Annotated in this window: 17 protein-coding genes and 1 pseudogene; 7 read left to right on the top strand and 11 right to left on the bottom strand. The window is 63.1% G+C overall.

The genetic code is table 11. From position 1 onward, the window contains the following. Positions 1-19: 19 nt before the first annotated feature. The 3 genes from RM530_RS00430 to RM530_RS00420 all read right to left on the bottom strand — a co-directional run bounded on the left by RM530_RS00430 (position 20) and on the right by RM530_RS00420 (position 2,877). Positions 20-1,789: an N-acetylglutaminylglutamine amidotransferase gene (locus RM530_RS00430; protein WP_311363226.1), complete on the bottom strand. Its 1,770-nt coding sequence runs from the start codon at positions 1,787-1,789 to the stop codon at positions 20-22. Positions 1,790-1,838: 49 nt separating this feature from the next. Beyond that, on the bottom strand, positions 1,839-2,297 hold the full coding sequence (locus RM530_RS00425) for a MarR family winged helix-turn-helix transcriptional regulator (RefSeq protein ID WP_311363225.1): 459 nt from the start codon (positions 2,295-2,297) through the stop codon (positions 1,839-1,841). 352 nt (positions 2,298-2,649) lie between these two features. Further along, positions 2,650-2,877, bottom strand: a complete 228-nt coding sequence (locus RM530_RS00420; protein ID WP_311363224.1) for a hypothetical protein — start codon at positions 2,875-2,877, stop codon at positions 2,650-2,652. A gap of 318 nt (positions 2,878-3,195) precedes the next feature. Between RM530_RS00420 and RM530_RS00415 the strand changes: the two genes are divergently transcribed. The 4 genes from RM530_RS00415 (at position 3,196) to RM530_RS00400 (ending at position 6,411) form a co-directional block, all read left to right on the top strand. Next, complete coding sequence (locus RM530_RS00415; RefSeq protein WP_311363223.1) at positions 3,196-4,320, top strand: Re/Si-specific NAD(P)(+) transhydrogenase subunit alpha; 1,125 nt, start codon at positions 3,196-3,198, stop codon at positions 4,318-4,320. An 11-nt stretch (positions 4,321-4,331) separates the two neighbouring features. Next, positions 4,332-4,625, top strand: a complete 294-nt coding sequence (locus RM530_RS00410) for an NAD(P) transhydrogenase subunit alpha part 2 (RefSeq protein ID WP_349256129.1) — start codon at positions 4,332-4,334, stop codon at positions 4,623-4,625. A 9-nt stretch (positions 4,626-4,634) separates the two neighbouring features. Beyond that, the gene (locus RM530_RS00405) at positions 4,635-6,050 is read left to right on the top strand and encodes an NAD(P)(+) transhydrogenase (Re/Si-specific) subunit beta (protein ID WP_311363222.1); all 1,416 of its coding nucleotides are present in this window, start codon (positions 4,635-4,637) and stop codon (positions 6,048-6,050) included. A gap of 172 nt (positions 6,051-6,222) precedes the next feature. Continuing rightward, positions 6,223-6,411: a hypothetical protein gene (locus RM530_RS00400; protein ID WP_311363221.1), complete on the top strand. Its 189-nt coding sequence runs from the start codon at positions 6,223-6,225 to the stop codon at positions 6,409-6,411. Between the two features lie 81 nt (positions 6,412-6,492). Here RM530_RS00400 and RM530_RS00395 read toward each other — a convergent pair. Both RM530_RS00395 and RM530_RS00390 read right to left on the bottom strand, forming a co-directional pair. After that, positions 6,493-7,182 (bottom strand): annotated as a pseudogene (locus RM530_RS00395) (IS66 family transposase); the annotation flags it as partial. Positions 7,183-7,213: 31 nt separating this feature from the next. After that, entirely contained in the window at positions 7,214-7,432 is a 219-nt protein-coding gene (locus RM530_RS00390) for a hypothetical protein (protein WP_311363220.1), read from the bottom strand. Positions 7,433-7,600: 168 nt separating this feature from the next. Between RM530_RS00390 and RM530_RS00385 the strand changes: the two genes are divergently transcribed. Together RM530_RS00385 and RM530_RS00380 are read left to right on the top strand one after the other, a co-directional pair. Next, positions 7,601-7,858, top strand: a complete 258-nt coding sequence (locus tag RM530_RS00385) for a type II toxin-antitoxin system ParD family antitoxin (protein ID WP_311363219.1) — start codon at positions 7,601-7,603, stop codon at positions 7,856-7,858. Between the two features lie 50 nt (positions 7,859-7,908). Continuing rightward, complete coding sequence (locus RM530_RS00380) at positions 7,909-8,151, top strand: type II toxin-antitoxin system RelE/ParE family toxin (RefSeq protein ID WP_311363218.1); 243 nt, start codon at positions 7,909-7,911, stop codon at positions 8,149-8,151. Between the two features lie 74 nt (positions 8,152-8,225). Here RM530_RS00380 and RM530_RS00375 read toward each other — a convergent pair whose 3' ends face one another. Then, entirely contained in the window at positions 8,226-8,708 is a 483-nt protein-coding gene (locus RM530_RS00375) for an antirestriction protein ArdA (RefSeq protein WP_349256128.1), read from the bottom strand. 209 nt (positions 8,709-8,917) lie between these two features. Here RM530_RS00375 and RM530_RS00370 point away from each other — a divergent pair, with 209 nt between their 5' ends. After that, complete coding sequence (locus RM530_RS00370; protein WP_311363426.1) at positions 8,918-9,043, top strand: hypothetical protein; 126 nt, start codon at positions 8,918-8,920, stop codon at positions 9,041-9,043. A 166-nt stretch (positions 9,044-9,209) separates the two neighbouring features. On the opposite strand, the gene RM530_RS00365 is transcribed toward RM530_RS00370, so the two are convergent. From RM530_RS00365 to RM530_RS00345, 5 genes are all read right to left on the bottom strand, one after another. After that, entirely contained in the window at positions 9,210-9,485 is a 276-nt protein-coding gene (locus RM530_RS00365) for a hypothetical protein (protein ID WP_311363216.1), read from the bottom strand. A 292-nt stretch (positions 9,486-9,777) separates the two neighbouring features. Then, the gene (locus RM530_RS00360; RefSeq protein ID WP_311363215.1) at positions 9,778-10,548 is read right to left on the bottom strand and encodes a hypothetical protein; all 771 of its coding nucleotides are present in this window, start codon (positions 10,546-10,548) and stop codon (positions 9,778-9,780) included. Beyond that, complete coding sequence (locus RM530_RS00355; protein WP_311363214.1) at positions 10,545-10,733, bottom strand: hypothetical protein; 189 nt, start codon at positions 10,731-10,733, stop codon at positions 10,545-10,547. Before RM530_RS00355 ends, RM530_RS00360 begins: the two co-directional genes overlap by 4 nt. Positions 10,734-10,927: 194 nt before the next feature. Continuing rightward, a complete protein-coding gene (locus tag RM530_RS00350) occupies positions 10,928-11,269 on the bottom strand; it encodes an aromatic-ring hydroxylase C-terminal domain-containing protein (protein ID WP_349256135.1) in 342 nt (113 codons plus the stop codon). 145 nt (positions 11,270-11,414) lie between these two features. After that, a complete protein-coding gene (locus RM530_RS00345) occupies positions 11,415-12,092 on the bottom strand; it encodes a TetR/AcrR family transcriptional regulator (RefSeq protein ID WP_311363212.1) in 678 nt (225 codons plus the stop codon). Positions 12,093-12,173 lie beyond the last annotated feature (81 nt).

Raw genomic sequence — 12,173 nt, 5'->3', positions numbered from 1 at the left:
TGTCTGTCCGGATGCTTCATTACGAAATGTGCGTCTGCAGCCAGGCTTCGAGCAAGGCGAGCTGCCACAGCTTGGACCCGCGCAGCGGCGTGATGTGCGATTCCGGCGACCGGAACAGCATCTCCACGTAGTCGCGCTTGAACAGGCCGCGCCCGCGCGCCGCCGGTGCATCGAGCAGATCGCGCGTGTATTCGAGGAAGTCGCCCTGCAGGTACTTCAGCGCCGGCACCGGGAAATAGCCCTTGGGCCGGTCGATCACCGCCGCCGGAATGACCTGGCGCGCGGCTTCCTTGAGCACGTACTTGCCGCCTTCGGCGATCTTGTGGCGCCCCGGAATCTTGGCTGCCAGTTCGACCAGCTCATGGTCCAGGAACGGCACGCGTGCTTCCAGACCCCAGGCCATCGTCATGTTGTCGACGCGCTTGACCGGATCGTCCACCAGCATGATCTGGGTATCCAGGCGCAGGGCCTTGTCGATCGCCTCCGGCGCGCCCGGCAGGCCAAAGTGATCGGCGATGAACTTGCGCGCATGATCCTCGCCGTACAGGCGCGGGTCGACCACATCCGCGTATTCGGCATGCGTGCGATCGCAGAAGCCCTTGGAGTAGACGGTGAACGGATCGCCGCCTTCGAGCATCGGCGGATACCAGTGATAGCCGCCGAAGACTTCATCGGCACCCTGCCCGCTCTGCACCACCTTGCTGCGCTTGGACACCGCCTCGGACAGCAGGTAGAAGGCCACGCAGTCATGCGAGACCATCGGCTCGCTCATCGCCGCGATCGCTTCCGGCAGACGCGGCAGCAGGGTGCGGCTGTCGATGAAGATTTGTTCGTGATCGGTGCCGAAATGCTTGGCGACGATGTCCGAATAACGGAATTCGTTGCCTTCCTCCTTGCCCACGTCCTCGAAGCCGATCGAGTAGCTGCGCAGATTGGAGCCGGCCTCGCTCATCAGGCCCACGATCAGGCTGGAATCCACGCCGCCGGACAGCAGGGCGCCGACCGGCTCGTCCGAAACCAGACGCCGCTTCACGGCCTGGCGCAGTGCTGTCAGGGTATCGTCGCGCCAATCCTCGAAACTGCGCGCCTCGTCCTCGGCGGTGCGTTCGAACGAGGGGCGCCAGTACTCGTGCTGGTGCATCGAGCCATCTTTCTCGATCACGGCGAGCGTGGCCGGCGCGAGCTTGCGCACCCCCTTGAGGATGGTATGCGGCGCCGGCACCACCGCATGGAAGTTGAGGTAGTAATGCAAGGCCACCGCATCGATGTCGGTATCGACATCGCCGGCCTTGAGAATCGCCGGCAAGGTAGAGGCGAAACGCAGGCGGCCGGCCGTCTTGGAGAAGTACAGGGGCTTGATGCCGAGGCGGTCGCGGCCAAGCACGATACGGCCCGAATCACGCTCCCAGATCGCGAACGCGAACATGCCGTTGAGGTGCTGCACGAAATCCAGGCCCCACTCCTGATAAGCCTTGAGCAGCACTTCGGTGTCGCCTTCCGACCAGAAGTGATAGCCCTTCTGCTTGAGAGTCTGGCGCAGCTCCGGGTGGTTGTAGACGGCGCCATTGAAGACGATGCCCAGACCCAGCTCGTTGTCGATCATCGGCTGCTGCGCACGCTCGGTCAGATCCATGATCTTCAGGCGGCGCTGGCCCACGGCCAGCGGCCCGGCCTGAAACAGACCGGAGCCGTCCGGTCCGCGCTTGGCCTGCGCATCGTTCATGCAAGCCACGGCTGCGATATCGGCGGGGGCTCCGTCGTAGCGGCGTTCGCCGGCAAATCCACACATCAGATTGATCCTTTCGATTCGATTCGTTGGGTTTCGATGGTTCGGCGGCTCATGCCACCGGCGTCAGCCTTGCTTCTTCGGGGCTATGCATCAGCTCGGCGACGCGTTCCAGCGAGCGCACCAGTTCCTTGCGCTGTTCAGCGCCGAGACTCTCGAACTGGCGGATGAACTGGGCCTGCATCAAGGGTGGCGCCGACTCGAGCACGCGACGTCCGCCCGCGGTCAGACTGACCAGCACCTTGCGCCGGTCGCCCTCGTCACGGGCGCGGCTGACCAGCCCGCGCGACTCGAGCTTGTCCAGAATCAGCGTCACCGTGCCCTGGGACAGGCTCACGCGCTCGGCGATACGCCCCGCGCTCAGCGGCTCGGCCTCGAAGCGCGAGGCTTCCAGCACCAGCATCTGCGGCACGGTGAATCCCACGGATTGTTCGAGAAACTTGGAGTGCGTATCGAGCGCCTGCGTGATTCTGCGCAGCGCGCCGAGCAACAAAAAAGTCTGCGTCCGCATATTCGAGTAGGGCGTTTCGTGCACGATGTTTTGAACGCAAAGGATTATGCCGGAAATTGCTTTGAACGCAAAGGATTAGCCTGCCCGCGGCCAGGCTTTGGAACCGGGGCCACCCGAAGCCCGTGCCGCGACCGCTGAACCCCGCATGGATTCCGGATCAAGCCTGCGGCCGGTCCGGAATGACGGGGGATAAGCGAATACCTGTTAGCGTGAATCACGCGCCGCGTGATGCCGAGCTACCCTCGCCCGCTTGCGGGAGAGGGGGGCCGCTCGTGAATGCGAGCGGTGGGTGAGGGGAACGGCCATGCCGCAGCAGATTCATTCTGCAGGGTGCCGCTTGGCGGCATGGCCGTTAACCCCACTTCCCTGATGGATTACCCCATTTTGTGAGGATGAGGGTAAGGATCAGACCGAGATTGTCGGTGTCTTCGGCATTGGGGCCGATGCCGCCGATATTCAGCAGCGGCACGGCCACGTCCGAGCCGTCAGGGCCGATCGGCAGGGACAGGCCCTTGTCGGTGTTGGTGAAGCGGAACTGGAAAGTGATGTCCTCGACGGCGTCGCCGTTGTTGTCGATCATCACTTCGTGGAATTTGGTCGACGATCCGGCGCGCCATACGCTCGCTCAGCCCCAGTTCGCAGGCGCGGCCTCGCGATTCGCTTTGTAACCGGGATCGAAAACCAGGCGCGAAATACATAAATCGTGGCGTCGACCAGATAAAGTGCGGCGGGGCCATTGTTCTCACTCACGGTCGTCGGCTCCGGTATTTCAGACGAGTTGAGATTGATTTCTATTTTTCGGGTTGCGTAGACTGCGCGCCACTTTGCGTGCGTATCCCGCGCGCATCGGGCGTATTGTCGCCCCACAAGCCGTTTTCCGTGTGCAAGGGAGTAAGCGATGCCGGTATCCATAACCGTGCCGAAAGAAACGCGTCCCAACGAGCAGCGCGTGGCGCTGGTTCCGTCGGTGGTTCAGAAACTACAAAAACTCGGCGTCGAGATTTCGCTGGAAACCGGTGCCGGCGACGCCGCGCTGATTCCGGATGCCTCATACAGCGCAGCCGGTGTCAATGTAGGCCCAGTCGATCTGGCGGCCACCGACATCGTGATGCGCGTGCAGCCGCCCAGCCTTGCCGAAGTCGCGCAGATGAAGGAAGGCTCGATCCTGATGTCCTTCATTTATGCGCATCGCGAAGTCGAGCTGGTCAAGGCGCTGCGCGACCGCAAGATCACCTGTTTCGCGATGGAACTGGTACCGCGCATCACGCGCGCCCAGGCGATGGACGCGCTGTCGTCCCAGGCCGCGCTGAGCGGCTACTACGCCGGCCTGCTGGCGGCGACCGAACTCGCACGCATACTGCCGATGATGACCACGGCGGTCGGTTCGATCCGTCCGGCCAAGGTGCTGGTCATGGGCCTGGGCGTGGCCGGCCTGCAGGCGATCGCCACCGCGCGCCGCCTCGGCGCCATGGTCGAAGGCTACGACGTGCGCCCCGAAACCAAGGAGCAGTGCGAGTCACTGGGCGCCAAGTTCGTCGACACCGGTATCGACGCACGCGGCGAAGGCGGCTATGCCCGCGAGCTGACGGATGAGGAAAAGGCCAAGGTCGCCGAAGTGCTGACCAAGCGCATCCAGCAGGCCGACGCGATCATCACCACGGCCGCGATTCCCGGCCGGCCCAGCCCCAAGCTGATTTCCAAGGCGCAGGTGGACGGCATGAAGCCGGGCGCGGTGATCGTGGATCTGGCGGCCGAAGGCGGCGGCAACTGCGAATACACGGTGCCGGGCGAGACCACGCAGGTCGGTCACGCCAAGATCGTGGCGCCGCTCAACGTGCCGAGCCTGCTGGCCGAACATGCCAGCGAGCTGTATTCCAAGAACCTGCTGAACCTGCTCGAACTGATCGTGAAAGATGGCGCGATCAATCTCGACTGGGATGACGAGGTCATCGCCAAGGCCGCGCTCACGCACGGCGGCGAAATCAAGAACGAAGCGGCGAGCAAAGCCGTGAACGGCAACTGAGAGGACACACCATGATCATCACAGGCCTCGTCGCGCTCTACATCTTCATGCTCGCGGCATTCACCGGCTACGAAATCATCGGCCGCGTGCCGGCGATTCTGCATACCCCGCTGATGTCGGGCTCCAACTTCATTCACGGCATCGTCGTGGTCGGCGCCATGTGGGCGCTGCTCAACGCCACCAACGGCCTTGAGCAGATCATCGGCTTTTTCGGCGTGCTGCTGGGTGCCGGCAACGCCGCCGGCGGCTACGTCGTCACCGAACGCATGCTTGAGATGTTCAAGCCCAGCGACAAGAAGAAGTAGGGGCTCGCCATGACCAACCTGATCATTCAGACCAGCTACCTGCTGGCCGCATTTTTATTCATCTTCGGCCTCAAACGCATGAGCTCGCCGGTCACGGCGCGCTCCGGCATCGTCGTTGCCGGTTGGGGCATGGTCATCGCCGTGGCCGCCAGCTTCCTCTACACGCTGAACGTGGAACCGCAAGCGCGACCGCAGCTGGTCAGCAACATGATTCTCGCGATCGTGGCGCTGGCGGTGGGCCTGGGCTGGGCCTGGCGCGGCGGCAAACGCGTGGCCATGACCGAGATGCCGCAGATGGTGGCGCTGTACAACGGCATGGGGGGCGGCGCCGCCGCTGCGATTGCAGCGATCGAACTGTTCGGCGGCAAGGCGCACGGCACGGTCACCCTGATTCTGGCGGTGCTTGGCGCGCTGATCGGCGCCGTCTCCCTGTCCGGTTCGCTGATCGCCTGGGCCAAGTTGGACGGTCGCATCAACGGCGTGTGGCGCGTCTCCAGCCAGCAGATGATCAACGGCGTGTTCCTGTTGGTCACTGCCCTGATCGGCCTGTGGATCGTCGCGCACGGCGGTCATGTCAGCACCTTTACCGTGGCGCTGTTCTTCATCCTGGCGCTGATCTACGGCGTGCTGATGACGATGCCGATCGGCGGTGCCGACATGCCGGTGGTGATCTCGCTGTACAACGCCTTCACCGGTCTTGCGGTTGGCTTCGAAGGCTATGTGCTGCAGAACCCGGCGTTGATGATTGCCGGCATGGTGGTCGGCTCCGCCGGCACCCTGCTGACCCTGCTGATGGCCAAGGCGATGAATCGCTCGGTCAGCAACGTGCTGTTCAGCAACTTCGGCGCCGTTTCGGACGACACCGGCGGCGAGATCGCGGGCAGCATGAAGCCGGCCGAGGCCTCGGATGCCGCCGTCAACATGCGCTATGCGTCCAAGGTCATCATCGCGCCGGGCTACGGTCTGGCGGTGGCGCAGGCCCAGCACAAGCTCTACGAATTCGTGAAGCTGCTGGAAGAGGAAGGCGTGGAAGTGAAGTTCGCGATCCACCCGGTCGCGGGCCGTATGCCGGGACACATGAACGTATTGCTCGCAGAAGCCGGCGTGCCGTACGACATCATCTACGACATGGAAGACATCAACGAGGAGTTCAAGGAAGCCGACGTGGCCCTCGTGATCGGCGCCAACGACACCGTCAACCCGGCGGCACGCAGCAACAAGTCCTCGCCGATCTACGGCATGCCGATCCTCAACGTGGACAAGGCCAAGCAGACCTACGTGATCAAGCGCGGCCAGGGCAAGGGCTACTCGGGCGTGGAGAACGAACTGTTCTTCGCCGACAACACCAACATGGTCTACGGTGACGCGCAGAAGGTGATGGTCGCCATGATCCAGGCGGTGAAGTCACTGAGCGGCGGTCACTGAGCCTTCGCTGCAAAAGCAGTTGAGAATGAGGCCGGCGGAGACGCCGGCCTTTTTCGTTTCAGCGCACTGCCTGACGCCCGGCGAGGTGCTACCGCTGCGCTTACAATTCCCACCAAGGGCTGTCCAGCAGCGGCCAGCGCGTTCAAAACCACCTTCCGCCCAAGGTTGCCCGATGCCTGAAATCGTCTTCGAAGGCAAAGAATACGTCTACAACCATCACCTGACGGTGCCGTATCGTCCGCTGTTTCCGGATTCCGCGAAGTCGATCGGGCCAGCGGACCTCGCCGGCAACCTGATCGCGGCGACAACCTGCACGCGCTCAAGAGCCTGTTGCCGCGCTACGCCGGTGCCGTGGACCTGATTTTCATCGACCCGCCGTACAACACCGGCAACGAAGGCTGATGCTACAACGATAACGTCAACAAACAGTCCCTGCGGGTAACTACTCACCCGTTTCAGCGTAGAGCTGGCCGGAAAGCGCGAGTTGGATAGCGATGAGGGGATTGTATCCGCGGTTGGCCATGGTCTGCAGGTAGCTGGAGATGCGGCAATAGGCTTGGGCGTACGCCCGGTTGCGGAAGCAACCGGAGACTTTCTGCTTGACCTTGCTCATGCGCAGCTCACGCTCGGCACGATTGTTGGTAAACGCGACATGAGACGCTTTGGCAAACAGCAGGACGGCGCTCTCATGGTCGCTCAGTCGTTCCCACAGCTTGTGGGCATCTGATTTGGCGATTCGGCCGCGCTTGCCGTTCTGCCGTGGGGGAATCGGCGGGAGTTCCTTGTCGCCCCGGGTCAGGATGTTGCGGTAGTGTTTCTGGAGTTTTGCGTATTCGCGGCCGTTGAGCTTTTTCCGTTTGCGCCTGGAGACCACCGCGCAGGTCTGTTGCAGCAGGCGCTTGAGGTTTCTCGCCCAGGCGTAGCCGTCGGCGTCGGCGATGAAGGTGAGCTCCCGCAAGAGGTGCGCGCCGCACAGCCCGTGCCCGCAGTGGTCGTACGAGAAGTAGGAGGCCCAGCAGTCGTGGATCATGGCGCCGCCGTAGCACGGGATGACACCGATGTCCGCCATCGCTTCGAGCCCACGCTTGGGGTGCAGGAACTTCAAGACGTACTTGCCGCAGGGACTGTTTGTTGACGCTGGCCATGGAGCGCGGCCGACGTGCCTACGCGTGCTCGCCGGCCTCGGCGGCCATCAGCGCGCAGAGCACCGCCAGCCGTTCGCCGGGCGGCAAGGCGCGATAACGCCGCCCCCAGTTCTCGGCCTTGCGCTTGATGCGTTGCCGGTCCGTGTGATTCTTACCTGCATAGCGGGCCCAGTGCACCCGGTCCACCATCGAGGTGGGTCTCCATGTATGCGTCGTGGGTCCGAAATAGTTGGCCATCACCGCCGATCCCCGTCCACCTCAGTCGGATCGGCTGCGTAGGCTCAGGCATCTGCGTTGTCAAGCACTCACGGCCAGGTAGCAGGGGGTGAGTAGTTACCTTTCAGAAACGCCGCGCGATACGCTATACTACATCAATAGTATGATGATTGATGAAAGAAGGCTGAGATGACCACGATCCGCAAGACCATCACGCTGACCGATCAGCAGGGCGATTGGGTCAAGGCCCGCATTGCCAGCGGTGACTTCACCAATGACAGCGAGTATTTCCGCGACCTGATCCGCCGTGATCAGGCCCGCAACGCCGAAATCGAGCAATTGCGCACCGCTCTGATCGAGGGCGAGCAAAGCGGCATCAGCGACCGCTCCCCTGCGGACATTCTGCAGGCGGCTCGGGAAAGGCTGAAGGTGGATGGCCACATATAGGCTCAGCAACAGCGCCGACCAGGATTTCGACAGTCTGTATGTGTACGGGGGTGCTGACATTTGGCCTGGAACAGGCCGACGCCTACGCCGCCGGCATGCTGGAGCGCTTCACCCGGATTGCGGAACAGCCGCGTCTGTACCAGGGCATCGACCATATCCGGCCCGGCATGCGGCGCAGCGTCTACGGCGCACATGCGATTTACTACCGGGAAGATGGCGACGGCGTGTTGATCGTCCGCATTCTGCGCGGACGGGATGTGAGCGTCGCGCTGCGGGAAGGTGGGGAGACATGACCGGGCTGGAGACGCTGCGAGAGAACTCGCCCTGAGCCATCCGACGGCGAATCCATGTCACCACCCCCACCGCCTCAGTGGCTCCAGAAGACATGCACTTCCTCGAAGGACAACTCGATGACCAGCATGTCATTGACCACCAGGTCACGCGCCATCCGCTCGCAGTCGATATAAAAGCGCAGATTGTCCGGAATCTCCGTGGTTTCCCCGGTCAGCTCCTCGGCGACGTCGGCGACCGAGCGATAGACTCCGGCGTAGTGGTCTTCCATCGCGGTGCGCGCATCGTCCAGATCGCCAAAATAGGCCAGCAGTTCCGTAACCTCATCGATCCCGGCATATTCGGAAACGCTCGCCCCCTCGAAGCCTTCATGGTCGTGGATCGCGTATTCCTCGGCACCCGCAATCGGTGACGCTGCCAGCATTGCAGCGATCTCGCCCCGAATGTCGTCGTCATCCTGACAAGCGTCAATCCACCTGCCATGCAGGATGCCGTTGTTGTAGGTCGCAAGGCAGGCGACATAGATACGAATTTCGGCTTGGCAGGTCATGGCTTTCATCCTTTCCAATAGGGCTTGGGGTTCACTCCTGAACCCCTGCCTTCCGGCAAGGATGGGGGTAGCAAATGCAATAAAAATCGTGCGGGTTGGTGCGGTCTGCAGGCACAGCCGAGGACACGGCCCGCGTCTATTATTGTTGCATGCGCGAGGGGCGACGCCCCATAGCAGACACAAACAGATCAGCCGCTCACGGCGGCTTTCAAACACGGGTGGAGAAGGTTTCAGGAACGGGGATCGCAATCAAGCTGCACCTGCCGAGCGCCTGCCCGGTGAAGGACGTGCTGCATCGGGTCACCGAGCTGCTCTACCTGGTGCGACCTCCGGCTCTCTCCTGAAGTAGCGCCTCACACCAACCCAGCAGGTTCAGCAGGTTCCGGCGAAGTCCGGAGGGCGACGCCTACGCGCAAGCCGGGGAAACAGCACTCGGCGCGTGCTCGAAGCACCCAAGACCCGCGATCACGGCCGTCGGCAGCGCTTCGTTGAATCGGACTGGCGCAGAAATCAGCTCGGTCGAGCGCCGGTCAGCTGGCGGAGGGTGCCGAGCGGGGCGCGGGGGGCGGGGAACATCCGGGCCATGTACGTGTCGTGGGGCGGCATCATCGCGACAATCGGCTGGCACAAACCCGACGTCGCCTTCCGCATCAGGTCGCCGTAGGCGTCCGCCGGAAACTCGCGCAGGATCTCCGGCTCGTCGTGCAACCAATCGGCGACCAGGCGGGGGAAATCGACGTCGTGCTCCGGATCGCCTTGCAGTTGGCGGAAGGTCTGGGCGATCACGCGCGGCAGCAGCGGGCCGCATGCGCTGCATCCAGTGCGCACGCACAGCCGGACGCAGCTTGGCCCAGAACTCGGGATTGACCGCAGACAGCGTTTCGGCCAGCAGCTCGTCGCCGAGCATGCGCTGGCCGAATGCGTAGGCGATGCGGTGCGATTTGCGCGGCAGGAAACCCTGAAATCGAAACGGCCCCCAGGCGCTGCTCGCGTGCCGGGTGCAGGGTCAGGAACACCGCGAGCCAGTTCGTCGCACCGCCGACGAACGCGCTGATCAGCGGGATCCAGAACCAGGCGCTCATTCGAGCAAGGGATCGCGACCCAGTTTCAATTCGCTCCAGACCTTGCGCCATTCGGCCTGCACTGCGGGATCGGCCGACGCGAGGATCGGCGCCAGGCGTCGGCGCGGTGCATCCCCGATCGCGGCCACCAGTTCGCACAGCACGGCCATGCGCCCGCCTTGCGCGGCGCTGCGCAACAGTTCGTCGATGCGCTCGTCGGAAAAATTGGAGACGACCCGACCCAGGCGCGACTTATCTTCGACGTAGCCGGTGGTTTCCAGCAAGGCTTCGGGATCCTCGATCTCCTGGGCGAGATCGGCAATCACCGGCTCGGGCAGAAAATCGACCACCGTCCCCATGACGGCGTACTCGCCGCGCGCCAGCAACTCGCGGGTAACCGCGCGCCGCAGTTCGTGCGGCAGCGCCGCGAGCAGGTCCGACGAGGCTTGCGGCACCATGTGCACTGAGACATCCGCCTGAAACCCGATACTCATCTGCTGCGCGACCTTGACCGACCGCTCCACGGGCATATACGGCGTGAGCTGCGCCACGATCTCGGGGCCAAGCACGTCCTGCGCGATGCGCGCGGCGATCGGCACCGGCATCAGGCCGGAGGCGCGCGACAGGCGTTCGAAGCTGCGGCGATGGCGTTCGATGCCGGCTGCGGTGATCCGCTTGCGCAGGCGCGTCAACTCGGCCGGCGCGCAGTCCTGCAGAAACGACAATTCCGTGGCCGGAACCTTGAGCAGGGCCGCGATCCGGTTCGCCTCGACCTGTTGCAGACTCATAGCCCCAGCACTTTCTTGATCGGTCCACGCAACAACCTGGGCACGATGCCCAAGGACCGCTCAACCGCATCGGCCAGTTCGCGTTCCTGCGCGGCCAGCCGGGCTTCGATCAGCGCCTGCAACTTGCGTGCGTCGTCGGGCGCCAGCGCCAGCCCTCCAAGATCAATGTTCGAGCTTGCGCTCACGGGCATTCTCCATGGTTCAATTCGTTATTCCTGTGGCACGAACGATCATAGGCGAGCGGCGCGCCGGTCAGCGCGCGATACCAAGCCAGCATCGCCGCCCCAGAGTACTCGGCATGGGACCCTGGCTCATGCTCGGGCCTTCGCGGATGCGTGGCTTTGAACGGTATTCATCGACATTCTCATCATCGACGTTCTCAGTTGAAGGCCTGCGACAAGTGCTTGAACACCTCGCGCAGGCTCGGTGCGGGATCGGCCGGCAGAGAACGGGTCCGCCAGACAAGGTGACCGTCCGGCCGGATCAGGACGGCACCGCTGGCGTCGACACCGCGCCGTTCGAACCACAGATTGTCCTCGGGCGTGGCGTCCGCGCCGTCGCCATCAACGATGGCGAGCAGCGCCACCGGATACGACAAGGCGTCGCGCGTCTGTTCCAGCGCGCTTTCCCAATCTCGACGCCAAGCGGGATCGACCAACAAACACAGGTGATCCTTGCCGATCAAGTCGAGGCTCGACAACAGTTCTCCTTCGCGCTCCAGTGGAGGCAGCCATCGGTAGGTGTCTGCTCCAGCGCGAATCGCGCCAGCCAGGCACCGGGGCGCTTCATGTCTGCCATCGATTTGTCTTAATGGTATAATTTATTGGTCTATCTGGATTGTCAACCGCTGCATGTGGCCGGTCGGTTCAGGTCGTTTTCACGCGCAGGCCATTGAGCAGCACATCGACGACTATCTCGGCATGTTCGCTCGCCGATTCCTCGCTCAGGGCATCGAACTCGTACATCTCCGATATCAGGCCGGAAAACGCGAAGAAGCCGTTGATCGCGCCGCTGACCATGGACAGGAAGTGTGCGGGGTTCATTTCGCGCAAGCGGCCCTGAGACGCCGCCGCCTGCAGGAACGGCTCCGCGGTCAGGTACATCGGCTTGAGATAGGTTTCCGAGAGCCATGCGGCCCGGTCGGTGCCACGGGCGACCTCCTGAATCACGATGTTGGTGGCCGCGTAGTTGCGCGCGCAGAAGTAGGTATATCTGCGGATCACCACGGACAGCGCGGCCACCGGATCGAGGTCCTTCAATTCGAAATTGAGGTTGCGAAACTCGCGTGCCAGCTTCTCCATGGCGTGACCGACCGCCGCCTGCCAGAGCTTTTCCTTGGTCTCGAAGTGATAGTGCACCAAGGGCTTGGCGACACCCGCACGCTCGGCGATACCGGCAATGTTGGTGCCTTCGAATCCGTGATACCCAAACTCCTGCAAGGCCAGATCGAGAATGATCTCTGTGATCGGAGCCGCCTGGTCGCGCAGCCGCGGCCTTCCAGGGCGACGCCCCTGGGGCTTCTTGTTGTGTGGGCCCGCTTTCACCATCAGAGATTTACCCGATTGTTGCAGGCATGCGCCCATGTTTCGGCCGGGCCCGGGGCCCGCCATGAATAATTTTACTTT

Source organism: Banduia mediterranea, assembly GCF_031846245.1.
GTDB lineage: Bacteria > Pseudomonadota > Gammaproteobacteria > Nevskiales > Nevskiaceae > Banduia > Banduia mediterranea.
The sequence above is the reverse complement of the archived record's forward strand: the minus strand, read 5'-3'. Positions and strand labels throughout refer to the sequence as shown.

Bases quoted from the DNA above. Each gene is read 5' to 3' on its own strand.
- RM530_RS00430 (WP_311363226.1), bottom strand. From the start codon at position 1,789: ATGTGTGGATTTGCCGGCGAACGCCGCTACGACGGAGCCCCCGCCGAT.
- RM530_RS00425 (WP_311363225.1), bottom strand. From the start codon at position 2,297: ATGCGGACGCAGACTTTTTTGTTGCTCGGCGCGCTGCGCAGAATCACG.
- RM530_RS00420 (WP_311363224.1), bottom strand. From the start codon at position 2,877: ATGATCGACAACAACGGCGACGCCGTCGAGGACATCACTTTCCAGTTC.
- RM530_RS00415 (WP_311363223.1), top strand. From the start codon at position 3,196: ATGCCGGTATCCATAACCGTGCCGAAAGAAACGCGTCCCAACGAGCAG.
- RM530_RS00410 (WP_349256129.1), top strand. From the start codon at position 4,332: ATGATCATCACAGGCCTCGTCGCGCTCTACATCTTCATGCTCGCGGCA.
- RM530_RS00405 (WP_311363222.1), top strand. From the start codon at position 4,635: ATGACCAACCTGATCATTCAGACCAGCTACCTGCTGGCCGCATTTTTA.
- RM530_RS00400 (WP_311363221.1), top strand. From the start codon at position 6,223: ATGCCTGAAATCGTCTTCGAAGGCAAAGAATACGTCTACAACCATCAC.
- RM530_RS00390 (WP_311363220.1), bottom strand. From the start codon at position 7,432: ATGGCCAACTATTTCGGACCCACGACGCATACATGGAGACCCACCTCG.
- RM530_RS00385 (WP_311363219.1), top strand. From the start codon at position 7,601: ATGACCACGATCCGCAAGACCATCACGCTGACCGATCAGCAGGGCGAT.
- RM530_RS00375 (WP_349256128.1), bottom strand. From the start codon at position 8,708: ATGAAAGCCATGACCTGCCAAGCCGAAATTCGTATCTATGTCGCCTGC.
- RM530_RS00360 (WP_311363215.1), bottom strand. From the start codon at position 10,548: ATGAGTCTGCAACAGGTCGAGGCGAACCGGATCGCGGCCCTGCTCAAG.